Consider the following 24,719-nt stretch of genomic DNA (forward strand, 5'->3'; position numbering starts at 1 on the left):
TTTACCAAGCGTTACCAATCATTGTAAAACCTGACCAAAAGAAGGGATGTTTGAAATTACGATTTCCCAAAGCTACTAATGAAGGAGGTAAATTTACACCAGCGCCTAAATTGGGCCCAAGTAATTTTCCTTTTTCTAATCGCACTTGTCCCCGTAACATTGCTGCTTGTGCTTGTCGTAAAGCTTCGCTTCTAGTGGGTGCAGTTTTCAAGTAACGGTAAAACTCACTCATTAAAGCCAAAGTTCCCACATCGCTAACATTCCATAAACTAGCTAATGCTGATTTAGTTCCACTTTGAATTGCTAATCCAGCAAATCCCATTTCTGCATCTTCGTTACCGATTGCGGTACGACAAGCACTTAAAACCAACAAATCTACTTGTGGGTTACTCCACTGTAGTTGGCGCATTTGATCTAATGTTAATCTCTTGTCCCAAAATTGAATGAAGGAATTTGCTGGTGCGCCGGAATTAAATTGAGCGTGAGTAGCTAAATGTACAATCTGAAAAGGTTGGGTGGTGCGTTGCGATCGTAAATTATTTATCGTAAACTCTTGATTTAAAAAGTGTTTATGTTGTCGAGAAACATTCGGAACAATAGTAGCCAATTCCACAGGAACCGCAATTAAAGGAGGTAACTCCTTAAACTGAGATGCTCCCATTGCTAAAACAGGCGAATTTTTCAGACTGCGAGGATTTAAATCAGTCATATTAAAAGCCGGAATTAGCCCAATACTATACTTCTCCACCAAAAACTTTTGTCCATCATGTAAACTAGCTAAAGGTAGACTGCGTAAAGTAGGCCCCATACAAAAAATCAGCGTATCAATCCGATTATTTTTTAGTTCCGTTTCTAAAGGACCAACTATCCATTGATACAGCTTTCTTGCTGGAGGTAAATAACTAGTAGTATCAATTTTGGTAATATCAGTAACTTCCAACACCAACTGTTTCGCGGTATTAACCAAATTTTCCCTAGCCGCTGCTGGTACACTTTTCCGAATCGGCGCTCTTTGTGGCAAAACTAAAACTAACTCCAGTTTTTTTGGAGTTGGTACTGCATAAATTAACGCAGTTCTTTTCCCCGTCTGACTCGCCAACCTCCCTAAAGTAGCCGATATCTGTTGCGCCTTCAGTGAGGACCGGGAAAGGTCAGCTTTAAAATAAGTTTCGTAATCACTTTCCCAAGAATTTTCGATCGTATTAACCGTATCAACTGGGTTTAAATTTTGAATCCGTTCTCCCAGCGCCGGAGGATTAGCTTTAGTGGCACTACTTAAAGTTACATTATTAACAGTTACATTTCTTTCTTCACTTACTGTAGCAACACCTTGTCTACTATTAATAGCTGTGCTACTTAACGCCAGAATCAAGCCAGTAACGAATGTAACAAATGATGGGAAATTCTTCATAATGACTCACCACCAGTTTAAACTACAATAATATTAAAATTCCAACCATAACATCTGTCGGAGGTAATATTCTCAACAGCTTTACCCACATATTTTCCTGAAAATCTCATTAACTTAAGAACCTATGTATTTTCCGGTAACGTTAATCGTCAGGAACTATAATACCCTCTTCCCAACACCTAAGCACATTTTCCAATTTCATCCTGAACAACCAATAAGATGCTGAAAAACCATCATAGAGAAGTCTACTCTCAACATAATCATTTAGTGAGTCCCTACTCCTTAGTGTTGCTTTATTAGCAGACTATTTATTCAACCTATGCCACATTTGATTTAAAACATTTTGTCGTCAAGTTGTGATTAATTAACTATGAATAGAGTCCTATTAGATATTCAAGCAACTCGTCCCATACTAGGCGACTTGCTAGACAACCGCTATCAAATAATTCAAGTTCTTAGTATTGGCGCTTTTGGCAGAACCTATATTGCCGAAGACACATTATTACCAAGTTCTCCAAAAAGAATTATTAGGCATTTAAAACCATCAAAAAACGACCCTCAGTTCTTGTTATTTATTCAGCAAATCTTTTGCCAAGAAACCAAAGTTTTAGAAACCTTGGGACAGCACGATCAAATTCCCGAAGTACTAGCTTTTTTTGCCGATGACCAAGGATTTTACTTAGTACAAGAACTTTTTTCGGGACAACTACTTAGTAACTTAGTAACAAGTAACCAAAACCGTAGCAAGCATTGGACAGAAACCCAAGTTATTCAGTTACTAAGAGAAGTTCTGGATATCCTAGATTTCATTCATACTCAAGGTATTATCCATTGCGACATTAAGCCAAATAACTTAATTAAACGCGCCGACAGCGGCAAAATATGTTTACTTGATTTTGGCGCAGTTCAACCAATTTATCGAACTGAAAACAATTCAAATCAACAAATAAACTTTGATATTCAACCAGCAGGGTATATCCCAGCCGAACAACTTGCATATCAACCCCAACCAAATAGCGATATTTATGCACTGGGAATGATTGCCATTCAAGCATTAACCGGAATCCATCCCACCAAATTAAAAATTGACTCAATTAGTCAGGAAATTAGCTGGCAACACTTAGCTTATGTCAGCGATGAACTTGCTAAGATTTTAAATCAAATGGTGCGCTCTTCTTATCATGAACGCTACCAAAGTGCAGCTGAAGTGTTGCAATCCATTGATAAATTAACTAACCCAGAAACTTTACCCATTACTCCTCAAGAGTTAACTTCTCCCTCTTGTTCCATAGAAGACTTAGAAGATGCCTTAGACTTTCCTGAAAACTTCTTAGAAGAACTGCAAGCTTCTCTTAATCAGACAAGTCAAAACATCATTAACACCATTAATTTTCAGCAACGACGATTTTTAAAACTCCCTGGACTATCGCCTTTAATAGTAGTATTTGTCATTGGCACAAGTATCAATTCCTTGTTAATAACAACGGGAGTTTTTTATATTATTCAACCTGACCCAGCACAAATGCGACAAATGGAACAAATGGTTCAAGAACCCTTGGAAGAACTCAGTAAAAAAGTTTGCCAAATTCCTTTTATTTGCTTTTGGTTAGGTAAATAAAATCAGGACGGCGTGTGGTGAGAAGAAAACTTATAAAAATGTAGGGTGCGTCAGAGGGTAAAGCCTTAATAGAAAGGAAAATATCTAAATCTGACACACCCTACAATATGACTTTCAAATGCGTAAGCTGTTACGCATTTAAATCACTTATTAACGAGTAGGGTGCGTCAGACGGTAAAGCCTATGTAGAAAGGAAAATATCTAAATCTGACACACCTTACAATATGACTTTCAAATGCGTAAGCTGTTACGCATTTAAATCACTTATTAACGAGTAGGGTGCGTCAGATGGTAAAGCCTATGTAGAAAGGAAAATATCTAAATCTGACGCACCCTACAATATGACTTTTAAATGCGTAACAGCTTAACAGCTTAAACTCTCTTCCATTCAGTTTGTGGTGCTTCCGTATGTGCTAACAATTTGCCGTGAGAAATCACATAGGTAACAGTTGCTCTTTTCCGAATTGCATCATAGCGACTTTCGGCATTTAATACAATTAAATTAGCTGGTTTTCCTACAGCAATTCCATAACTATCAGCTACATTTAAAGTTTTTGCTCCATTAACTGTAACCATATCATAACAAGCATCAATTTCCGCCATTCCCGTCATTTGACAAACATGAACTGTCATGTGCGCCACATCTAGCATATTTCCGGTTCCTAAACTATACCAAGGGTCTTGAACACAATCATGTCCTAAACTTACATTTAATCCGGCTTGCCATAATTCTTTGACTCGCGTTACCCCTCGCCGTTTGGGATAAGTATCTGTTCTGCCTTGCAAGGTAATATTAATTAAAGGATTGGCAATAAAATTGATTTCTGTTCTTGGCAAAAATCCCATTAATTTATTAGCATAAGCGTTATTGTAAGAACCAAAAGCTGTGGTGTGACTAGCAGTTACTTTCGCACCTAAATTACTCCGAATTGCTTCAGCGGCTACTACTTCTAAAAATCTGGATTGTTCATCATCTATTTCATCGCAGTGGATATCAATTAGGCGATTATATTGTTGTGCTAATTCAAAAATTCGCTGTACTGAACGAACGCCGTCTTCTCTGGTTAATTCGTAATGGGGAATTCCGCCAACTACATCCGCACCTAACTTTAAGGCTTCTTCGATTAATTCAGCATTTTTCGGACTACTATAAATTCCATCTTGGGGAAATGCTACTACTTGTACTGTTATCCAATCTTTGACTTCTTCTCTGACTTCTAAAAGTGCTTGCAGTGCGGTTAAAGTAGATTCGCTGACATCGGCGTGAGTGCGAACAAATAATACTCCTTGAGATGCTTGCAATTTTAAGGTTTCTTTGGCTCTTCTTTTCACATCTTCTAAGGAGAGATTTTGTTTCCGTTCTCGCCAAATTTCAATTCCTTCAAATAAAGTACCACTTTGATTCCAGCGGGGTTCACCTGCTGTTAATGCTGAGTCTAAATGGATGTGAGATTCGACAAAAGGAGGACTAACGAGTTGATGTTGAATATTTAGTTCTAATTGTCCTAATTCCTGAATTCCTGGGGAAATGGTAGTAATTAAACCGTCGCTAATTCCAATATCAACTATTTCGTTGTTGAGTAAACGACATTGGCGCAAGAGTAAATCGTATGGCATTGTAACTTTCTGAGTAGCAATGTTTTAAATTTAATAAAAAAATACACCTCCAACAATTAGAGGTGTAGTCATTATTTAACTAGCCTGCGACTGGCTGAAAAACTTCTGCAATCTAACTAAATGATTGCTAATAATTAGAGATTAGTTGCCATAAATGGTGATTTATTCAGAAATTTCGGGGTTCAGGCCGATTTCTGCCGCAGAACGGCTGAATACTGTTTGTTGACGGTTTCTTGCGGCGCGTTGCTTGTTAACCATTAAGGAACGTGCTTTGTTTTCAACGGTATCAGAATTTTGGTTGATGTTATGGATATTTCTCATGGTTTTCGCCTCAAAGAGTAATAGGTTTGCAGTGATGAATCTGAGGCGCGTTCCTTCGGGATTTCTCCCTACTTCCGTCTCTTTTTCGCTGTAAACTGATTTGCTCAGAGGCTTTAAAGAGATGAACGATTTAATTTCTGTATCTATTGTTACGGTTTTTCTAAAAGAATGTCAAGTCGGGTTCTGTGTTCTTAAACAAACTTTATGTTGGGGAGAGTACCCCAGTGCTGGGTTGACGCGCTAAAGTGGCAATTATGAGTGAGAAAAGTGGAAATATAAAAGTTGTTAGCGATAATCGCCAAGCTCGGTTTCTCTATGAGATTCTAGAGACTTATGAGGCGGGAATTGAGCTAAAGGGGACGGAGGTTAAGTCGATTCGCGAGGGGAGATGTAACCTGCGAGATGGGTATGTCTTGATTCGCAATGGTGAGGCTTGGCTGTTGAATGTCCATGTTTCGCCTTATCAGGGAAGTGGGGCATATTTTAATCATGACCCGCTACGGACGCGGAAATTGTTGCTGCATAAGCAGGAGATTCGTAAGTTGATTGGTAAGGTGGAGCAAAAGGGTTTAACTTTGGTGCCTTTGAAGATGTATCTGAAGAAGGGTTTGGTTAAACTTACTGTGGGTCTTGGTCGAGGGAAGAAACTGCATGATAAGCGGGAAGATTTGAAGAAACGCCAAGATAAGCGGGAGATGGAACGGGCGATGAAGAGTTATTAATTGGGGATTGGGGATTGGGGATTGGGGATTGGGGATTGGGATTGGGGATTGGGGAGAGGAAAATTCAAAGTTCTCTTACTCCCGAAACTCTTGGTAACTTAAAACTTAAAACTTTTCCATCTTCCCACTTCCTAGTCCCTAGTCCCTAGTCCCCAGTCCCTAGTTCCTGATTTCAATCGTTACCATAGAAATTTTTTATGGTAAGTAATTAATTTTCTTTGGATTTGTAGCAGGTGTAAGCCCTACGATAAAATCAAACAGTCCTGATGACGAAAAGTAAAGTAAAGTAAAGTAAATTTTGCGATCGCATGACTAACCCAACTGAAAACCAAACTATATCCAGTGACAATAGCTTAGAAGCTATGCGGCATTTTTCGGAACAATATGCCAAACGCACTGGTACTTACTTCTGCGTTGACCCTTCTGTTACCGCTGTTGTCATTGAGGGACTAGCCAAGCATAAAGATGATTATGGTTCTCCGCTTTGTCCTTGTCGTCACTACGAAGACAAAGAAGCAGAGGTTAATGCTACTTTCTGGAACTGTCCTTGCGTCCCCATGCGGGAACGCAAAGAGTGTCACTGTATGCTGTTTTTAACTCCAGATAATGATTTTGCTGGTGAACAACAAGAGATTTCTTTAGCAGAAATAAAATCTGTGCGAGATGCGATGGCATGACCGAAGTCGTTCCTGACGATTTTTGGCAAGGTGTAGCACAATTTAATTCGGGAGATTACTACACCTGCCATGATACTTTGGAGGCTCTGTGGATGGATGCAACAGAGCCTCAAAAAACTTTTTATCAAGGGATTTTACAAATTGCGGTTGCTCTTTATCATCTGAGTAACAAAAATTGGCGTGGGGCGGTAATTTTGTTAGGTGAAGGTACTAATCGATTAGGTTACTATCAGCCAGATTATGCTGAGATTAATGTGGAAAAGTTAATTGCTGAGAGTCGGGAGTTGTTAAAAGCTTTGCAAGGGGCTGGGGAAGAAAATGTGGGCGAGTTTGCCGAAAGTATTAAAAATACTGCTACTTATTTGTTAGATGGTCAGAGTTTTGCTGTACCGATAATCGCAAAAATTGTATAAATCTTGCTCTCTCTTACTGAGGATTATTCCTAATATTAAATAGACTTTTAAGCAAATTCCATTCGAGCAGTTCAAACCTTTGAATTGGAAAATCTTGTAATTATTTAGTGATAAAATTTTAATTGCTGAATTTTATTGAGTAGGCTATCTTGGTATTTGATTGGTTCGTAGCATCATTATTTTGATTCTGATTTAAAAATCGATCGGGGAGAAAGCTTTAACGAGCAGTATCTACAATTTGAGCATCTCTCTTTAGGTAAATATTACATCGAGAAAAAACAGTGTTAGCTGAACAATTACCCATTCAACCTTTACCTCCCTTAAATATAGAAAATAATTCATGTTTTCCTGGCAATGTAATCTGTGACGAGTTAGATATACCTATTAGCAGCGGCATGGGTGGAGCAAACATTAGTGATGAAATAAGCAACTACGAGACTATTATTAATGCCGCTACTAATAGTACTTGCACTAATATTGTAGAAGGCGATTTTCTCTGGGCGAATGCTGTAACCGGAAATGCTTTTGCTTCCTTTGGTGGTCTTGGGATTGTCACAGATAGCGAGGGAAATGTCTACACTACTGGCGTTTTTGGGGGGACGACTGACTTTGATCCTGGAGATGAAGTCTTTAACCTGACATCTACTGGTGAGGATGATATATTCATCTCAAAATTCAACGGTGATGGTAGTTTTGCTTGGGCTACGAGCTTGGGGAGTGAGGCTCCTATTTCTCAGAACAATGACATGGGCTTTGATATCGCTCTGGATGATGCCGGAAATGTTTATATCACTGGTATTACCAAAGGTAATTATTACAATATCTCGACGGGTAACTTTGGAAACAGTGATGTATTTGTGGCTAAACTGAGTAATGATGGCAACCCGCTTTGGTCTAAGTCGATGGGTGGTAGTGGTTCTGATGCTGGGAGTGGTGTTGCTGTTGATGATGCAGGGAATGTTTACACTATAGGATATTTTTCTGGTATTGCCGATCTTGACCCTGGAGAGGGAACTTTTAATGTTGTTTCCAAGGGAGAGCAGGATATATTCATTTCCAAACTGGATAGTGATGGGAATTTTGTTTGGGCTCAAGTTATAGACGATAGCGATCGCTGGTATGGTAATGACGGAGGTAGCCTGAACATTGCTGTTGATAGCGTAGGTAATGTTTATACCACAGACTTTTTCCGTGGTACTGTGGACTTTGACCCAGGAGAGGGTATATTTAACCTCACTTCGGCTGGAGAAAGTGACATATTTATCAGCAAGCTTAATAGTGATGGTAGCTTTGGTTGGGCGAAAGCGATCGGTAGCAGTGGTGAAGATGGTGGCTCTAGCTCTAACTTGACAGATAAAACCATCTACTCCAACACTAGTAGCAGCATCAGCATTGATAACACAGACACACTCTACGTCACTGGCAGATTTAGTGGGACGGTTGACTTCGACCCTGGAGAAGGCATTTTTAATCTAACTTCTCAGGGAACTTCTGAAAGATTTGTTAGCAAATTTAATAGTGATGGCACTTTTGTTTGGGTTAAAGGTATAGGTGCTCAAATATACGAAACAAACACCGTTTTTGACAGTGCTGGTAATATTTACACCACTGGCGGATTTAGTGGCACGGTTGACTTTGATCCGGGAGAGGGAGTCTTTAATCTTAGTTCTCAGGGAAGAAACCCTAATTTCTTCGTGACTAAGCTCAATAGCGATGGCAGTTTTGCTTGGGCTAAGGCTGCGGAGGGCGGTTTTCAGCACCAAGGTAAAGATGTTGCCGTTGATAATGCAGGTAATGTGTTGACCACAGGCTATTATTGGGGAACCACAGATTTCGATCCAGGTAGCGGTGTCTATAATCTCCTTCCTGGGAGTATCGGCCCTAGTATATTTACCCTAAAATTGGCTAGTGGATCTGGGATAACAGAGTATTAAGTAATGGCTGGGAACTTTTGTATCAGTCATCAAGTCTGAGATGAAGAGGATGAAGAAGGAAAGAAAGCTTTTTCATCCTTTATGTTTTCTGGTCTGCTGTTATTTCTGGCGATCGCCTGCAATAGCTGTATGAAATGTTATGATTAACCAGCATCCAGCTTAATGTTCCTAAGCTTGCGTGAATTATGATGCCTGCTGTTAAATTTTTTCCATATAATCTGCGTCGCCTGGGGTTAACTTTGATGTTACCCTCTATGTTTATGGGTGCGATCGCACTGAGTACCAATAAAATTTCGCTCGCCCAAACCTCTCCACCAACTGCTGACAGTCGCCCCTTAACAGTGCGTTCTGATATTCAAGAAGCAGACCAAAAAACCGGAGTGATTACCGCTAGAGGTAATGTCCAGTTATTTTACCCAGCCCGCCAAATTCAAGCTACAGCTGCTCAAGCTCAATACTTTAGCAGGGAACGGCGGATTATTCTTACGGGTAATGTTTACGTTTTACAAAATGGTAATAGTATTCGCGGCGAACAAGTGGTTTATCTGATTGATGAAGGGCGATTTATCGCTGTGCCCCAAGCTAATCGTCAGGTAGAATCAATTTACTTGGTTTCTGACCCTAATTTAAATCCTCAAGCTACTCCACCACCCAAGGTTCCCACTACTACTAACCGTCCTCAATCTAATAATCGTTCCCCCAGAGGACGTTAAGCAGTGGTAGAATCAAACACAATTTTCTAGTATGGCTGCCATTAGGCGGAGAAAGCAGTGTGAAAATTGTTTTACAGAACATTCATAAGTCTTACGGCAAACGGCAGATTGTGAATCGGGTAAATCTTTCGGTTGGGCAAGGGGAAGTGGTGGGTTTACTTGGGCCAAATGGCGCTGGTAAAACTACTACTTTTTATATTGCTACTGGTTTAGAACGTCCCGATTCTGGTACGGTTTGGCTTGACGATCGCGATGTGACTAATTTACCCATGCACCAAAGGGCAAAATTAGGCATTGGATATCTAGCTCAAGAAGCTAGCATTTTTCGCCATCTTAATGTCCAAGAAAATATTCTCTTAGTTTTGCAACAAACACAAGTCCCTCGTTGGGAACGACAAGCACGTTTAGAGGCTTTGTTGCGCGAGTTTCGCTTAGAAAAAGTAGCTCGTACTAAAGGAATTCAAGTTTCTGGGGGAGAAAGACGGAGGACGGAGTTAGCTAGGGCTTTAGCTGCTGGTAAACAGGGGCCGAATTTTTTGTTTTTGGATGAACCTTTTGCTGGTGTCGATCCGATCGCTGTGGCAGAAATTCAAGAAATTGTGCAAAAGTTGCGCGAAAGGCAAATTGGGATTTTAATTACAGATCATAACGTCAGAGAAACTTTGGCGATTACCGATCGAGCTTATATTATGCGCGATGGACAAATCTTAGCTTCTGGTAGTGCCGATGAACTTTATAATAATCCCTTAGTGAGACAGTACTATTTAGGAGAAAATTTCCAAAAATAATTACTTTTATTCTTGGCAAATCCCCACTACCAACTACTAACTAACAACTGCCTAATGCCCAAATTTAAATCTAGATTCTTCAATTTTCCAGGTGGAATTTCGGTGATGGATCGTTATTTGATCGCCGAACTAATACCGCCTTTTTTGTTTGGAGTCGGGCTATTTTCATCAGTAGCAGTCACTATCGGTACTTTATTTGATTTAATGCGGAAAATTAGCGATGCGGGATTATCACCTGCGATCGCGATGAAGATTTTCTTATTGCAATTACCTTATTTTATTGCTTTTGCTTTACCAGCATCGATGCTGTTAGCGACTTTAATTACTTATAGTCGGTTGAGTAGTGATAGTGAATTAATCGCTTTACGTAGTTTTGGCATTCATATTTATCGCTTATTAATGCCAGCAGTTTTTCTGGGAATAGTGGTAACGGGAGTTTGTTTTTGGTTGAATGAATTTGTTGTGCCAGCAGCGAAATATGAAGCTACGCAAACTTTACAAGTCGCTTTAAATCGACAACAAAAAGACTTTCAAGAAAATAACATTATTTATCCCGAATTTAACAAGGTAACTCAACCAGATGGTAGCAGAAGAGAGGTGATGACTCGGTTATTTTATGCCGAAGAGTTTGACGGAGAGAGAATGAAAGGTTTAACGGTGTTGGAGCGATCGCGATCGGGAGTTAACGGCATTGTTGTATCAGAATCAGCAGTTTGGAATCAAGTCCAAAATACCTGGGATTTTTACAATGGCACAACTTATTTAGTAGCGCCCGATGGTACATATCAGCATATTATGCGCTTTGAACATCAACAATTACAATTACCTCGCGCCCCCTTAGATTTTGCCAGAAAAGGGCGAGACTATGCAGAAATGAACATTGCCCAAGCTACAGAACAACTAAAGTTAATTCGCTTAAGTAACGACAGCAAAAAAATTCGGAAACTGGAAATTCGGATTCACCAAAAAGTCGCTTTACCTTTTTCTTGTTTAATATTTGGTTTAGTGGGTTCAATTTTAGGCATTCGACCTCAACGCACTAGTAAAGCTACTGGTTTTGGGATCAGCGTTTTAATTATTTTTGCCTATTATTTATTAATGACTTTGGGCGACGTTTTTGGCTTAGGTGGCATTCTTCCGCCTGAAATTGCGGCTTGGCTGCCCAATATATTTGGTGTAACTATGGGTAGTTGGCTATTGTGGCGACTTGCTCGTTAATTTGGGGGCTGGTGATTGGGGATTAGGGACTAGGGAATTACACTGATTAATTGCTTTTGTTTTTTCTGGGAGAAAGCTTGACTTCTCAGTTCTGATTGCTAATTTTCTGATATAATCTTTATAAAAAAAACAACAAAAGATTGAGGAATAAAGTTATCCTGGGAATAGATACCAATGTGAGATCTTGTCTGGCGGAAAAGTATTACGGAAAATGAAGCTTCACCGGGCATGAAATCACTACCTGCTAGCTTATTTGGATTCCTGTCATGTCATCTCATCAACCTCCCGCCCATCTCCGTTATCTGAAAGCAAGGCTACGCCCTTTGCTACGCCCTCAAGTTTGGGGAACCATTATATTTTTAATGGTGGTGAGTACTTTCGCTGGGATTTACTTTGCTAATTTAGAAGAGTTTATTGCTGACGAAAATCAAGGCGATCCTACTGTTAGTAATGAGAGTAACAGTAATTACGCTGAAGATAATCAAGCTTCTGAATCGAAGATTAGTCCAGAAGATAGAGCGATCGCAGCTGATATAGACATATCTACTGTACTGGAAAATGATTTAGCTGCTAGTGCCGAAACCTTCGATGCTGCACCAGAAAAACCAAAGCAAAATATATTTGAACAATACATGAGGCAAAGGCAAGAGAAAAATAAGGCGGCTAATTCTTCTCAAGAACAAACAAATCAGCAACCAGCAGCAGCAAATACAGATGATAATCCCTTTACAATTAAATTTCCCACTGTCAATAATGCTGGGAGAAATAATGCTGCAAGTTCTCCAAATCCTTTCCTTTACAATCTGCCAAGTGGTAACTCTAGCGGTCTAAATTCACCGGATACTACAACAAATTTGAATAACAAAAATGCCTTACAAACCGCTTTAGATCGGGCTAATGGTTATAATAATCAAAGAAATATTGACGCTAATGGTAACGAAATAAATCCATTGCAATCAGCACTCGATCGCCAACAAAACTCCACTAATAACCCTAGCAATTCTACATCTACGACCAACCAACCAGGACAAAGCAACGTTAATTTAATTGCACAACCTAATCAAATAAGACCTTTATTAGGGACAACTCCTTATAACAATTCAGGAGCAACTACAACTACTAATAATGGACTGCCGATACAAGGATCGGTTCCTCTCACGCCTTATTCTAATGTTACTGGTAACACTACTTTACCAACACAAATTCCGACAACTGGTGTACCATCTAACATACCTAATACTGCCAATCCTGGGTTGACAAATAATGTGCCTAATTCCTATACTTACATCAACCAACCCCAAGTACCAACTACCACAACAACTGTGCCTAGTACCAGTGGAGTAAATTCGGGAATTCAAACGGCACCGACGCAAGTCCAAAATACACCAGCACCGTTTTCAGTTCCCAGAACACCTCCCGGAAGAACTATTGGTGGTGGACAAATTAATACTTTCTCTAATCCTTAAACTTAGGATTTGGTGAAGTATGACTAAACAGTAAGCTAAAGTAAAGTAGGCAATAAGAAATAAGGAAAAATTTGCCTGGGGAAGGGGATCGTTTAGTGAGATTTCTTTCCTTTTTTGTTGTCTATTTTAACCGCAAAGAACGTAAAGGACGCAAAGAAAGAAATGAAGTTTTTTCCTTTATCTTGCTGTATTTTTTCTGTATTCTGCTTTTCTGATTCTACCTTAGCTCAAATTATGCCCGATCGCACTTTGGGAACAGAAAGTTCGATCGTGACTCCGAATGTTACTATTAAGGATAATTTAGCCGATCGGATTGATGGTGGAGCAATTCGCGGTAGTAATTTATTTCATAGTTTCGAGCAATTTAATATTGGCGAAAATCAAAGAGTTTATTTTGCCAATCCTAACGGCATAAAAAATATTTTCAGTCGCATCACCAGCAACAATCCATCTAATATTTTAGGAACTTTAGGAGTAGATGGAGCAGCGAATTTATTTTTACTTAATCCGAACGGAATTATATTTGGAAAAAATGCCACTCTTGATTTAAGAAGTTCCTTTGTAGCCAGTACAGCTAATAGCATTCAATTTGGCAATCAAGGTTTTTTCAGTGCCACAAATCCCACAAATCCGCCCTTACTTACAGTAAATCCTTCAGCTTTTTTATTTAATCAACAAACATCGGGAAGAATAGAAAATCGATCGACAGTAGAACTTTCCCGCCGACCAGAAAGAACATTTGGCTTACAAGTTCCCGAAAGTCAAAGTTTATTATTAATAGGTGGAGAAATCCTGATCGATAAAGGTGGATTGAACGCTAGAGATGGCAGAATCGAATTAGCAGCAGTCACCGGAGAAGCAACAGTAGGATTGAATATTGACGGTAATAACTTAAGTTTAACTTTACCTGATTATATCACTAAAAATAATATTTTCCTCGATAACAATGCTAGAATAAATGTTAATGGTGAAGGCGGCGGATTGATTCAAATCCAAGCAGCAAACCTTTCCTTAACCAACCTTTCCGAAATTAGTGCCGACACATTAGGAGAAGGAAACGGTCAAGGAATTTCCATTCAAACATCACAATTAAATATCCGCGACGGGTCGCAAATCTCCGCAACAGCAAGAGAAAATAGTCAAGGAAATAGCGGCGGAATTACTATTAACGCCGAGAGAATTGAACTGCTAGGAACAGGAAACAATCAAGGAGGTAATTCTAACAATTCTCGTGGCGGTAGTTCTAGAAATAATAATAGACCAAGTAAAATAGCTAGTGATGCTCAAGGTGCGGGACAAGCGGGAGATTTAATTATTAATACTAGACAGTTAATTTTGCAAGATGGAGCAAAAATTTCTGCTTCCACAATTGACCGTCCAGGTGGTGGTAGTATTACAGTTAATGCCTCCGAATTTATCGAATTAATTGGTACTTCTCCCACTGAAGAACGTTCGAGTGGAATATCTGTACAAACGAGAGGAATTGGAAAAGCGGGAGATTTAACTATTAATACTCGACGCTTAATTGTGCGAGATGGTGCGGAATTATCGGCTTCTACTTATGGTGATGGTGCTGGGGGTAATATTAATATTAATGCTCTAGAAGAAGTGATTGCGATCGGCATTTCCGAAAACGGTCAACAGTTTAGTAGAATAATTGCTGATACAGGCAATTCTTTAGATACAAACGATGCCGGAATTCGCATTGGTACAGGTGACGGCGGAAATTTAACTATTACAACTAGACGTTTAATTGTTCAAGATGGCGCAAAAGTTAGTGTTAGTAGTTTGAGTAATGAAGCAAATCCCGGAGATGCGGGAAATTTGTTAATTAAAGCTGCCAATATTGACTTAGAATCTGGCGCAATCACCGCTAACACAACATCAGGAAATGGAGGAAACATTCGACTAGAAGTAGCTAATTTATTACTCTTACGTCGCAATGGTCAAATTTCCACTTCTGCGGGTACAAATCGTCAAGGCGGAGACGGTGGCAATGTGAATATCAATGCTGATTTAATAGTAGCAATGCCTGGGGAAAACAGCGATATTACTGCTAACGCTTTTTCGGGAAGAGGAGGTCAAGTTAGTATTATCACTCAAGGTTTGTTTGGTCTACAACTCCGTAGCTTAGAAGATTTACAAGCAACTCTTGGTACTACTGATTTAAGCCAATTTGATTCTAGCGAACTTGCTAGTAATGATATTTCTGCTATTTCCCAAACTTCTCCCCAACTGAGTGGCGAAATTCTAGTAGTATTGCAAGGAATTGACCCTGCTCAAGGTTTGGTAGAATTGCCAACAGAAGTAGTAGATGTCACAGGATTAATCGACCAAAATTTCTGTATTGCTTCCGAAGGTAGTGAGTTTACAATTACCGGACGTGGAGGTTTGCCAACGCCACCTTCTGAAGCTCTTAATGCTCGTGCTACCTGGGAAGATTGGCGGATTGGAGAAGAAAATAATTCGGGAAATAGCAGAGTTGAAACAAGCTCAAATCCCAGAGAAACTAGAAGTAATTTACCAGAAATTAACGAAGCTCAAGGATGGTACAAAAATGCTAATGGTCATATAGTTTTGGTAGCAGAAGTAAGGGAAGTAACCCCGAATGGCAATTGGTTAACTAATCCTAATTGTCGGCAATTTACTAGAAATTCATCCTTTAATTTATAAGTTTAGACAGATTAATTGGTGATATTGAGGAAGTGAGAAAATGCAGTGGATTTGGCGATCGCTAAATACAATATACATCAAACCCTACTTAATTTTCCTAGCCATCTTAGGATTAATTCTAACTCTGAGCATTCATCCCCAACTACCAATCACCGCACAACCAACACTTACCAACCAAAATTCAATTTTAACCTTAGTACAAACTGGAAAATCCCAATACGACGCAGGAAGATTTTCCCAAGCAGTAGAAACCTTAAAACAAGCCGCTAATAAATACCAAGCGACAGGCGATAAACTGAAACAAGCGCAAATTTTAGGATTACTTTCCTTAGCCTATCAAAAGCTCGGAGAATGGCAAGCCGCCGAAGCAGCAATTAATCATAGTTTGACATTATTGAATTCCCAAAATGGTAAAAATGAGCAAATTCACGCTCAAGTATTAAATGCTCAAGGACATTTACAATTACTAACAGGAAAAGCCGAAGCAGCTTTAGAAACTTGGCAAGAAGCTACCAGATTATATGCTCAAGCTGGCGACGAAATGGGAGTACTTGGTAGCCAAATCAATCAAGCTGAAGCAATGCAAATGTTAGGACTTTATCGACGTGGAGAAAAACTATTTGCTCAAATCAAAGAACAGTTAAATAATTTGCCAGATTCCCCTTTAAAAGTTACTGGTTTACGTAATTTGGGAAACCTCTTAAGATTAGGAGGAGATTTAGCAGAATCTCAGCAAATTTTAACAGAAAGTTTAGCAGTAGCTCAACGTTTAAGCGCATCTTATACCGCAGCAAGTGAAACTTTATTAAGTTTAGGAAATACTGAGCGTACTTTAGCTAAAAGAGCAGCTAGTTTAGATAATAAAAAAATTGCTGAAAATCATAGTCAAGCTGCATTAAATTACTATCAAAAAGCCGCAGCAACTTCTTTACCTTTAATTCAGATTCAAGCAGCACTAAATCAGTTAAGTTTGTTGATTGATTTAAATCAATTAGAAGAAGTGGGAATTTTGCGATCGCAAATCCTCACCCAACTAACTAGTTTACCCGCCAGCCGAGAATCTGTCTATGCTTACGTTAACCTAGCAGAAAACTTAATCAAAATTATCGAAAAAGAACCCAAAATTGCTAACCCGCAAATTATTACAGAAATCTTAGAAACAGCAATTAAACAAGCCAAAAACCTAGCAGATAAAAGAGCCGAATCTTACGCCATTGGCACATTAGGTAAACTATCCGAAAAAACTAATAACTGGAAAAACGCCGAAAAATTTACCAAAGAAGCACTTTTAATTGCCCAAAAAATCAACTCACCAGATATCGCTTATCAATGGCAATGGCAACTAGGAAGAATCCTGAAAAATCAACAAAATTCCCAAGCAATTACTTATTACTCAGAAGCATTTAATACCCTGAACAATTTACGCAGTGAATTAGTTGCACTAAATCCCGAAATTCAGTTTTCTTTTCGGGAAAATGTCGAACCTGTTTATCGAGAATTAGTTGATTTACTATTAAAAGTTCCTTCAGCAAACATTGAAAACTTAACTCAAGCCAGAAACGTTATTGAAGCATTACAAATTGCCGAATTAGATAACTTTTTCCGCAATGCTTGCGCTAGACTAGAACCTGTAAATATTGACAAATTAGACAGCCAAGCCGCCATTGTTTATCCAATTGTTTTAAAAGATCGTTTAGAAATAATTATTAAACTTCCGGGAAAAGACAACTTACGCCATTACACTAAAGATAACATCTCAGAAGATCGGGTAGATGAAGTAGTACAAAACCTTCTCATTAATTTAGTTCAACCTATTACTAGATTAAACAGACTCAAAGAAGCATCACAACAAATTTATGATTGGTTAATTAAACCATTAGAAACTGACTTAGTAAATAATCCTCCCCAAAATCAGATTAAAACCTTAGTATTTGTTCTCGATAGTTCCTTGCGAAATATTCCTCCGGCTGTACTTTATGATGGCAAACAATACTTAATCGAAAAATACGCCGTTGTTGTCACACCTGGTTTACAATTAATCAATCCTAAACCTCTCAGTCAGGAAAATTTGAGAGCCATTGTTGCGGGAAGTGCAAGTGCTCCCAGTTTTCAATTAGAAGGACTTGGTTCTATAGATAATGTAACTTTAGAACTAGCAGCTATCGAAAAAGAAATTGACAAAACAGTAAAATTAGAAAACGAATATTTCACTGTAGAAAAGATTCAAAATCACATTAATTCTGAACCTTTTAACATAGTTCATATTGCCACTCACGGACAATTTAGTTCTAATTTACAAGAAACATTTATTTTAGATTGGTATAAACGAATTAAAGTTAGCGATTTAGATAATTTATTAAGAAGTAATGGCACAAATAAACCAACTTCTGTAGATTTGTTAACTTTGAGTGCTTGTGAAACAGCCACAGGTGACAAACGAGCCGCTTTAGGACTTGCAGGAGTTGCGATTCGTGCTGGAGCCAGTAGTACATTAGCAACTTTGTGGCAAATAGATGATGCTTCCACCGCTGAATTTATGACTCTGTTTTATCAAAAATTAAGCGATCGCAAACTGAGTAAAGCTGAGGCATTAAGAAACACACAAATTGCCTTTTTAACTAATTATGCAAACTCTCGTTATAAACACCCTTTCCATTGGTCTGCTTTTATTCTTGTCGGAAATTGGTTATAAATTGATATTAAGTTCGTAGTAACGACTTCAGTCGTTCTTTCTTAAATTATAGGACTGAAGTCCTGACAACAAACCTTACGAGAAACCCGGTTTTTGCAAAAACCGGGTTTCTTGATTTTAATTAATTTAGAAACGATCGATCACCGCTTGAGCAAATTCCGAACACTTCAAAGGAGGTTCAACAGGTGGTTCCATCAACCTTGCTAAATCGTAAGTAACTTGACGATTAGAAATAGCGCCACCAATACCTTTTTTAATTAGATCGGCAGCTTCTTGCCAACCTAAAAACTCAAACATCATTACGCCAGAAAGGATAACTGAACCTGGGTTAATCCGATCTAAACCTGCGTGTTTTGGTGCAGTACCGTGAGTTGCTTCAAAAATCGCGCAATCATCACCAATATTAGCACCGGGACCCATGCCTAAACCACCGACGATCGCAGCCGCAGCATCAGAAAGATAATCTCCATTCAGGTTCATAGTAGCCAAAATGGAATACTCATCAGGACGGGTTTGAATTTGTTGGAAAATACTATCAGCGATGCGATCGTTCACCATCACTTTCTCTTTCCATTTTCCATTACCATGAGTTTCCCAAATTGCATTTAAAACCGCTTCAACTTCCTGGCAAACTTGGGCTTTCTTCTCCTCAGTTAAAGCATCATAACCCGGATCGATTTTCCGAGCATTATCCTCGATCGAAATATCAGGTTTTCTTTCTTTATTACTGAGAATCCAAGATTCCCGTTCCGTCACACATTCAGCCCGAAATTCACTAGTCGCCAACTCGTAACCCCAGTCACGGAAAGCACCTTCAGTGTATTTCATAATATTGCCCTTATGCACCAAAGTTACTTGCTGCTTATTTTTGGGCAAAAGTAAAGCTTGCTTAATAGCCCGACGAACCAAACGTTGCGAACCAGTTTTACTAATTGGTTTAATCCCAATCCCGGAGTCAAGACGAATTTGTTTATTTCCGTGTTCGGGAGTAGCGGGAATTAAATCATTGTTGAGGATGTGAATCAACTTATCAGCAATTTCCGTACCTTCTCGCCACTCAATACCCAAGTAAATATCTTCGGTATTTTCCCGATAAATAATCACATCTAACTTTTCGGGAGTTTTGTGCGGTGAAGGAACACCAGAGTAGTAGCGACAGGGACGAATACAAGCGTAAAGGTCGAAAATTTGCCGCAAAGCCACATTTAAAGAACGAATCCCACCGCCTACAGGTGTTGTCAAAGGGCCTTTAATTGCCACACCATATTCTTTAATCGCAGTGAGAGTATCTTGGGGCAAATACTGGTAAGTTCCGTAGAGTTCGCAAGCTTCATCACCAGCATAAACTTTAAACCAGCTGATTTTCCGTTTGCCACCGTAAGCAGCTTCTACCGCTGCATCAAACACTTTTTGGGCGGCGGGCCAAATATCTACGCCTGTACCATCGCCACGAATGAAGGGAACGATCGGGTTATCGGGAACTTTGGGTTCTCCGTCAAGGAAAGTAATGCGTTCACCTGTAGTTGGGGGTGTAATTTTTTCGTACATAATCCATTAGTACATCTGAAATAGCACAATATTAGAAAAGCTTAGACGATACACCTAACGGTACGCTACGCGATCGCACTGTTTGGTATTGTCAGGTACACTGTCCTTGGTGAAGGGCAAATATTTACAATGATTTTAGGTCTTTACGATTTAGCCCAGTTACAGGAAGCAATCGCCTCCACCCCAAATCAATGGCGACCTTTGGTATTTACCAACGGTTGTTTTGACTTACTTCATGTAGGTCACATTCGTTACTTACAAGCAGCCAAATCCTTGGGACGATCGCTAGTTGTTGGCTTAAACAGCGATCGATCGACACAAACTATTAAACCCAATCGCCCGGGTATGCCACAGCGACCCATAATACCAGAAATTCAAAGAGCCGAACTACTCACCGCCTTAAAACCTGTAGACGCTGTAGTAATTTTTGCCGAAACCACCGCCTCTCAACTCGTCGCCGCCCTAAAACCTGATATCTATGTTAAAGGAGGTGATTATAGTCTCGAAACTTTGCCAGAAGCAACTGTAGTTCAAGCTTACGGTGGGCAGGTAAAATTAATTCAAATCGAAATTCCCACTTCTACCACAGGTATAATTAATCGCATTTTACAGAACCATGAGCAATACTGATATAGTGCTATTAAAATCTGAACGCAATATTGACTACACTCCCTTGGAAACACTGCTGAAAGCACAAGACTTTCAAGCTGCCGATCGCATGACTCTGGAAAAGTTATGTGAATTAGCGGGAGTAGAAGCAATACAAAGAAAATGGTTGTACTTTACTGAGGTAGAAAACTTTCCGGTTACAGATTTACAAACGATCGATCGATTGTGGTGGAATTACTCCGAAGGTAAATTTGGCTTTTCCGTCCAAAGAGAAATCTGGCTTTCTTTAGGAAAAAACTGGGAAAAACTTTGGCCTAAAATCGGCTGGAAGACAGGAAATAATTGGACAAGATACCCCAATGAATTTACTTGGGATCTAAGTGCGCCCAAAGGACATCTACCACTTTCTAACCAATTACGTGGAGTGCGAGTTATGGCTTCCTTATTATCACATCCAGCTTGGACAGCTTAAGGCGATCGCAAGAAGATTCATAAATAAGGACTGGGGTATTGACTGTACTGGAAAGATCTAAATTTTGGCAGATGACGATTTTTCCCAAACCCCAATCACCACTCCCCAATCTCCAAGATTTACGTAATTCTGCCCTTGTAGACACAAAAGCCAGAAAAACTTCTGCTACAGCCAGAAGGCAAAAGGCTCCAAGGCAGAAGGCTAAAGGCAAAAAGGCTTTTATATTCAGCTTTTAACCTATTCTCAACTAGCTCAATCACTTCTGCCAACAGGCACTAGTTGTTCGCCTTCAGAAGCAGTAACAAGGGAATTTTACAAATAGTATTACTATTTTCCGAAAAAGATGTTTGTCTGGAACCAAGTTGGGGAACTTTAAGAATAGCTATAAGCATCAGGCAGTAGCTAAGTAAATTTCACGTTAATTTAAATTATGCGGGTAGCAGTTGGCATGGTAAGCCCTGAAAACAATCTATTCTTGGGTTTGAATGGTGTAACACCTCAAGCAAGAGAGCAACAACGCCTCATAGCTTTGACAGAATCTGGACTACTGCAAGCAGAAAATATCCCGATTTTCGATGAGGCGACACAAACAGCAGCCCATTTCCTAGATGCACCCATCTGCATCTTAGGCATTATGGACAGAGAGCGACAAGTTTTCAAGTCAGCAGTTGGTTTATCGCGGTTAGGTTTAATGAACCAGCTGGCAGCATCTCGTCAGTTATTGCGATCGGAATCTTTTTGTCATCATGTAGTAGAAAGTCAAAGAGTAGTCCTCATTAATGACGCTCCCACCGATCCAGTTTTTGCCAAAAGTGTATTGGTGCAACACTACGGTATCCACGCCTATTTAGGAGTACCGCTATTAACCGCTAGTGGACACTGCTTGGGTACTTTAGCAGTGATGGATAAAATAGCACGTAACTTTTCTAGCAAGGATATCGAGTTTTTAGAACTCATGGCTCGCTGGATCATGAGTGAGTTTGAGCGGAGTCGCTTACAAACTAGCACCGAACCTTCGGGAGTGATGGTGAATTTAAATACCCAAGTTATTTCCCCATCTCAACCTAATGAACAATTAGCGGCTAATCAAATTCAAGTCAAGCTGTTAGGACAAATCACCCAAGAACTCAGAACTCCTCTGACTTCGGTTTTGGGAATGGCAAGCGTTTTGGGTCGGGAAATTTATGGCCCGTTAACTAAAAAACAACGAGAATATTTGGAAATTATCCAAAACAGCGGTCAATATTTACTGTCTTTGGTAAACGAAATTTTGGCTTTGGGAGAACTAAATGCTGATGATTCTAGGTTGAGTCTTTCGGCTACTGATATTGAAATGCTCTGCCAACAAGCTAGCAATTGTTTGGAGGAAGCGGCTAATCGCAGGGGTCAAAAGATTCGGGTTTCTGTGGAACCTGGTAATCGGATTTGGCAACTAGATAAGGAAAAAGTGAGACAGATGCTTTATCATCTGGTGTCTAGTTTGCTGAAAACCGCGGATACTGGTTGTGTGGTTCGGATTCATGTATCTCGGAAAAATCAGGGACTAAATATTGCGGTTTGGGTTTCTCATCCTTGGTTGGGAGATAGTCTGCCTAATGTAGAATCCTATTTGTGTCAATCATCTACGAAAGCGATTCCTGTTCGATCGGAAAGTTTGCCTTCTGTGGCTGGAGATGAGGAAACATGGTCAACTTTGGCGATTCCTTCGGAAGAGGATACTTCGCAAATTGATTCTTCGGCGTTAGCTGATTTTTCTCATTTGGACGATCGGCTAGTAGGTGCCAGCGAAGAGGTGGAAATTTCGGCCCAACCTTTAAATGGCGAATCTGCGGAAAATTTGGGTTTGCTACTCAGTTGTCACTTAGCACAAATGCAGGGTGGTCATATTTCTATTCAAGGTTCACCGGAATCGGGATATCGTTATGTGATCCTGTTGCCTAAAGTAAAGGCTGTGGATGAGTGATTTTCCGAAATAAATAGGCAAATCTCTCTTGAATCAACTGTTTAACAATTTGGAATGGTTGGTCTAGTTCCGCTATACTGCACTGGTCTTTGGTCTTTGGTCTTTGGTCTTTAGTCTGTGATTGAGAAATTAGCTATTGACAAATGACTGTTGACAAATGACAAATAACTATTGATGAATGACAAGTAATTTATGAATTCTGCTTGGCAAACACTTACTTTGTCTAATCTACCTTTGTATCAGTGGCGGAGTGCTAGTTATTTATACCAGTTGGTAGGTTGTTTGGCTGCTTGGCGCAGGGGTAGCTGGCTAATGCAGTGGGGAGAAGCACTGGGGGCTTTATTGGTGAGTCTGGTGTTTGCTCTGGCTCCCTTTGTGTCTAACGATCTGATCGGCGTGCTGCTTTTGGCTTGTGGTGGTTTCTGGCTGCTGCTGACGCTATCGGATGAGGGGGGGGCTGGTGTGACTCCGATTCATTTGCTGGTGTTGCTGTATTGGGGGATTGCGGCGGTAGCAACGGCGATGTCTCCGGTGAAGATGGCGGCGTTGGTTGGTTTGGTGAAGTTGACGCTGTATTTGCTGTTTTTTGGGCTGATGGCACGGGTTTTCCGATCGCCTCGTCTCCGTTCTGCTACTATTACTGTTTATTTGTTGGTGGCTTTGATTGTCAGCGTTTATGGTTTGCGTCAATGGATTTTTGGTGCAGAACAGTTGGCGACTTGGGTTGATGCAGAGTCTACTTTAGCGAAAACTACGCGAGTTTACAGTTTCCTGGGAAATCCGAATTTATTAGCTGCTTATTTGGTTCCGGCGATCGCTCTTTCTTTAGCGGCTATTTTCGCTTGGCGAGGTTGGATCTGTAAGGCTTTGGCTGTGGTGATGTTTGGGGTTAATTCTCTTTGTTTAATCTTAACTTTCAGCCGTGGGGGTTGGATCGGTTTTGTGGTGATGTTTTTCACCTTTTTGCTGTTGTTGTTTTACTGGTTTAGTGTTTATTTACCAACTTTTTGGCGCACTTGGTCTTTACCGATTTTATTAGGAGGTATGGCGGGTTTTGTGGTGTTGGCGGTGCTGTTTGTGGAACCTGTGCGCGATCGGGTTTTGAGTATGTTTGTTGGGCGAGAAGATAGTAGTAATAATTTTCGGCTGAATGTTTGGGCGGCGGTGAGAGAAATGATTGCCGATCGACCAATTTTAGGTATTGGCCCAGGCAATAATGCTTTTAATAAGATTTATCCGCTTTATATGCGTCCTCGCTACACTGCTTTAAGTGCTTATTCTGTGATATTGGAGGTATTAGTAGAAACTGGGTTTGTTGGTTTAATTTGTTTCTTGTGGTTGCTGTTAGTTACTTTTAACCAAGGTTGGCAACAATTGCGCCGTTTAAGAGAGTTTGGTAGTCAACAAGCTTTTTGGTTAATGGCAGCGATCGCGAGTCTTTTTGGTATGTTAGCTCATGGCGCTTTTGATACTGTTTTGTATCGCCCGGAAGTTAATACTCTCTGGTGGTTTATGATTGCTTTGATTGCCAGTTATTACCTAAAAATGTCGGATGAATGCCCCCGTTACAACGTAGTTTAACGGGGATGAAATCCGACCAGCCCGCCTCAGAAGCGGAGCAACGTTTAATTCTACCATTCATGGGTAAAGTGTGTTAAGCTGAAGCTAATCCAAGGTCGAGGATAAACAAATCTTAGTTGTAGAAGCCAAGCTAAAGGGCGGAACTCCCGAACAATACCAAAAGCTAGAAGAAGCCATCAGAACGGCGCAATTTGTCAGGAACAAATGCGTCAGATATTGGATGGAGAACAAAGGAACTACAAGAAATGACTTGCAGAAAGTTTGCGCTGTTTTAGCAAAAGAC

18 protein-coding genes, 2 pseudogenes and 1 riboswitch are annotated in these 24,719 nt (G+C 39.9%); of the genes and pseudogenes, 16 read left to right on the top strand and 4 right to left on the bottom strand.

Annotated features, from left to right (window positions below; all coding sequences use genetic code 11):
- Nucleotide 1: 1 nt before the first annotated feature.
- A complete protein-coding gene (locus ACE1B6_RS20255) occupies nucleotides 2-1,411 on the bottom strand; it encodes a CHAT domain-containing protein (RefSeq protein ID WP_413259074.1) in 1,410 nt (469 codons plus the stop codon).
- 370 nt (nucleotides 1,412-1,781) lie between these two features.
- Here ACE1B6_RS20255 and ACE1B6_RS20260 point away from each other — a divergent pair, with 370 nt between their 5' ends.
- Entirely contained in the window at nucleotides 1,782-3,029 is a 1,248-nt protein-coding gene (locus tag ACE1B6_RS20260) for a protein kinase domain-containing protein (protein WP_413259075.1), read from the top strand.
- A 372-nt stretch (nucleotides 3,030-3,401) separates the two neighbouring features.
- Here ACE1B6_RS20260 and codA read toward each other — a convergent pair whose 3' ends face one another.
- Both codA and ACE1B6_RS20270 read right to left on the bottom strand, forming a co-directional pair.
- On the bottom strand, nucleotides 3,402-4,646 hold the full coding sequence (codA, locus tag ACE1B6_RS20265) for a cytosine deaminase (protein ID WP_413259076.1): 1,245 nt from the start codon (nucleotides 4,644-4,646) through the stop codon (nucleotides 3,402-3,404).
- Nucleotides 4,647-4,808: 162 nt separating this feature from the next.
- On the bottom strand, nucleotides 4,809-4,967 hold the full coding sequence (locus ACE1B6_RS20270; RefSeq protein ID WP_413259077.1) for a hypothetical protein: 159 nt from the start codon (nucleotides 4,965-4,967) through the stop codon (nucleotides 4,809-4,811).
- Between the two features lie 44 nt (nucleotides 4,968-5,011).
- Nucleotides 5,012-5,097: riboswitch (Glutamine riboswitch) on the bottom strand.
- 124 nt (nucleotides 5,098-5,221) lie between these two features.
- Here ACE1B6_RS20270 and smpB point away from each other — a divergent pair.
- From smpB to ACE1B6_RS20320, 10 genes are all read left to right on the top strand, one after another.
- Nucleotides 5,222-5,689, top strand: a complete 468-nt coding sequence (gene smpB / locus ACE1B6_RS20275; protein ID WP_413259078.1) for an SsrA-binding protein SmpB — start codon at nucleotides 5,222-5,224, stop codon at nucleotides 5,687-5,689.
- Between the two features lie 308 nt (nucleotides 5,690-5,997).
- Nucleotides 5,998-6,366 carry a ferredoxin thioredoxin reductase catalytic beta subunit gene (locus tag ACE1B6_RS20280; RefSeq protein ID WP_413259079.1) on the top strand — a complete coding sequence of 123 codons (369 nt, stop codon included), beginning with the start codon at nucleotides 5,998-6,000 and terminating at the stop codon, nucleotides 6,364-6,366.
- Complete coding sequence (locus ACE1B6_RS20285; protein WP_413259080.1) at nucleotides 6,363-6,779, top strand: DUF309 domain-containing protein; 417 nt, start codon at nucleotides 6,363-6,365, stop codon at nucleotides 6,777-6,779. Before ACE1B6_RS20280 ends, ACE1B6_RS20285 begins: the two co-directional genes overlap by 4 nt.
- A gap of 281 nt (nucleotides 6,780-7,060) precedes the next feature.
- Complete coding sequence (locus ACE1B6_RS20290; protein ID WP_413259081.1) at nucleotides 7,061-8,713, top strand: SBBP repeat-containing protein; 1,653 nt, start codon at nucleotides 7,061-7,063, stop codon at nucleotides 8,711-8,713.
- Between the two features lie 185 nt (nucleotides 8,714-8,898).
- The gene (locus ACE1B6_RS20295) at nucleotides 8,899-9,426 is read left to right on the top strand and encodes an LptA/OstA family protein (RefSeq protein ID WP_413259082.1); all 528 of its coding nucleotides are present in this window, start codon (nucleotides 8,899-8,901) and stop codon (nucleotides 9,424-9,426) included.
- A 59-nt stretch (nucleotides 9,427-9,485) separates the two neighbouring features.
- Nucleotides 9,486-10,214, top strand: a complete 729-nt coding sequence (gene lptB / locus ACE1B6_RS20300; RefSeq protein ID WP_413259083.1) for an LPS export ABC transporter ATP-binding protein — start codon at nucleotides 9,486-9,488, stop codon at nucleotides 10,212-10,214.
- A gap of 105 nt (nucleotides 10,215-10,319) precedes the next feature.
- Nucleotides 10,320-11,432 carry an LptF/LptG family permease gene (locus ACE1B6_RS20305; RefSeq protein ID WP_413259084.1) on the top strand — a complete coding sequence of 371 codons (1,113 nt, stop codon included), beginning with the start codon at nucleotides 10,320-10,322 and terminating at the stop codon, nucleotides 11,430-11,432.
- A gap of 266 nt (nucleotides 11,433-11,698) precedes the next feature.
- Nucleotides 11,699-12,898 (top strand): hypothetical protein, encoded by a 1,200-nt coding sequence (locus ACE1B6_RS20310; RefSeq protein ID WP_413259085.1) that lies wholly within the window; start codon nucleotides 11,699-11,701, stop codon nucleotides 12,896-12,898.
- Nucleotides 12,899-13,060: 162 nt separating this feature from the next.
- The gene (locus ACE1B6_RS20315; protein WP_413259086.1) at nucleotides 13,061-15,571 is read left to right on the top strand and encodes a two-partner secretion domain-containing protein; all 2,511 of its coding nucleotides are present in this window, start codon (nucleotides 13,061-13,063) and stop codon (nucleotides 15,569-15,571) included.
- Between the two features lie 40 nt (nucleotides 15,572-15,611).
- Entirely contained in the window at nucleotides 15,612-18,263 is a 2,652-nt protein-coding gene (locus tag ACE1B6_RS20320; protein WP_413259087.1) for a CHAT domain-containing protein, read from the top strand.
- A 126-nt stretch (nucleotides 18,264-18,389) separates the two neighbouring features.
- On the opposite strand, the gene ACE1B6_RS20325 is transcribed toward ACE1B6_RS20320, so the two are convergent.
- The gene (locus ACE1B6_RS20325; RefSeq protein ID WP_413259088.1) at nucleotides 18,390-19,811 is read right to left on the bottom strand and encodes an NADP-dependent isocitrate dehydrogenase; all 1,422 of its coding nucleotides are present in this window, start codon (nucleotides 19,809-19,811) and stop codon (nucleotides 18,390-18,392) included.
- 129 nt (nucleotides 19,812-19,940) lie between these two features.
- Here ACE1B6_RS20325 and rfaE2 point away from each other — a divergent pair, with 129 nt between their 5' ends.
- The 5 genes and pseudogenes from rfaE2 to ACE1B6_RS30155 form a co-directional block, all read left to right on the top strand.
- Nucleotides 19,941-20,441 carry a D-glycero-beta-D-manno-heptose 1-phosphate adenylyltransferase gene (gene rfaE2 / locus ACE1B6_RS20330; RefSeq protein WP_413259089.1) on the top strand — a complete coding sequence of 167 codons (501 nt, stop codon included), beginning with the start codon at nucleotides 19,941-19,943 and terminating at the stop codon, nucleotides 20,439-20,441.
- Nucleotide 20,442: 1 nt separating this feature from the next.
- Nucleotides 20,443-20,892: pseudogene (locus tag ACE1B6_RS20335) on the top strand (GUN4 domain-containing protein); the annotation flags it as partial.
- A 448-nt stretch (nucleotides 20,893-21,340) separates the two neighbouring features.
- Nucleotides 21,341-22,855 carry a GAF domain-containing sensor histidine kinase gene (locus tag ACE1B6_RS20340; RefSeq protein WP_459563069.1) on the top strand — a complete coding sequence of 505 codons (1,515 nt, stop codon included), beginning with the start codon at nucleotides 21,341-21,343 and terminating at the stop codon, nucleotides 22,853-22,855.
- Between the two features lie 192 nt (nucleotides 22,856-23,047).
- Entirely contained in the window at nucleotides 23,048-24,436 is a 1,389-nt protein-coding gene (locus tag ACE1B6_RS20345; RefSeq protein ID WP_413259091.1) for an IctB family putative bicarbonate transporter, read from the top strand.
- A 109-nt stretch (nucleotides 24,437-24,545) separates the two neighbouring features.
- Nucleotides 24,546-24,719 (top strand): annotated as a pseudogene (locus ACE1B6_RS30155) (RNA-guided endonuclease TnpB family protein); the annotation flags it as partial.

The organism is Floridaenema fluviatile BLCC-F154 (assembly GCF_041929135.1).
Taxonomy (GTDB): Bacteria; Cyanobacteriota; Cyanobacteriia; order Cyanobacteriales; family Aerosakkonemataceae; genus Floridanema; species Floridanema fluviatile.

Excerpts from the sequence above, each read along its gene's own strand:
- ACE1B6_RS20255 (WP_413259074.1), bottom strand. The coding sequence starts at position 1,411 with ATGAAGAATTTCCCATCATTTGTTACATTCGTTACTGGCTTGATTCTG.
- ACE1B6_RS20260 (WP_413259075.1), top strand. The coding sequence starts at position 1,782 with ATGAATAGAGTCCTATTAGATATTCAAGCAACTCGTCCCATACTAGGC.
- codA (WP_413259076.1), bottom strand. The coding sequence starts at position 4,646 with ATGCCATACGATTTACTCTTGCGCCAATGTCGTTTACTCAACAACGAA.
- ACE1B6_RS20270 (WP_413259077.1), bottom strand. The coding sequence starts at position 4,967 with ATGAGAAATATCCATAACATCAACCAAAATTCTGATACCGTTGAAAAC.
- smpB (WP_413259078.1), top strand. The coding sequence starts at position 5,222 with ATGAGTGAGAAAAGTGGAAATATAAAAGTTGTTAGCGATAATCGCCAA.
- ACE1B6_RS20280 (WP_413259079.1), top strand. The coding sequence starts at position 5,998 with ATGACTAACCCAACTGAAAACCAAACTATATCCAGTGACAATAGCTTA.
- ACE1B6_RS20285 (WP_413259080.1), top strand. The coding sequence starts at position 6,363 with ATGACCGAAGTCGTTCCTGACGATTTTTGGCAAGGTGTAGCACAATTT.
- ACE1B6_RS20295 (WP_413259082.1), top strand. The coding sequence starts at position 8,899 with ATGATGCCTGCTGTTAAATTTTTTCCATATAATCTGCGTCGCCTGGGG.
- ACE1B6_RS20305 (WP_413259084.1), top strand. The coding sequence starts at position 10,320 with ATGGATCGTTATTTGATCGCCGAACTAATACCGCCTTTTTTGTTTGGA.
- ACE1B6_RS20310 (WP_413259085.1), top strand. The coding sequence starts at position 11,699 with ATGTCATCTCATCAACCTCCCGCCCATCTCCGTTATCTGAAAGCAAGG.
- ACE1B6_RS20315 (WP_413259086.1), top strand. The coding sequence starts at position 13,061 with ATGAAGTTTTTTCCTTTATCTTGCTGTATTTTTTCTGTATTCTGCTTT.
- ACE1B6_RS20320 (WP_413259087.1), top strand. The coding sequence starts at position 15,612 with ATGCAGTGGATTTGGCGATCGCTAAATACAATATACATCAAACCCTAC.
- ACE1B6_RS20325 (WP_413259088.1), bottom strand. The coding sequence starts at position 19,811 with ATGTACGAAAAAATTACACCCCCAACTACAGGTGAACGCATTACTTTC.
- rfaE2 (WP_413259089.1), top strand. The coding sequence starts at position 19,941 with ATGATTTTAGGTCTTTACGATTTAGCCCAGTTACAGGAAGCAATCGCC.
- ACE1B6_RS20340 (WP_459563069.1), top strand. The coding sequence starts at position 21,341 with ATGGTAAGCCCTGAAAACAATCTATTCTTGGGTTTGAATGGTGTAACA.
- ACE1B6_RS20345 (WP_413259091.1), top strand. The coding sequence starts at position 23,048 with ATGAATTCTGCTTGGCAAACACTTACTTTGTCTAATCTACCTTTGTAT.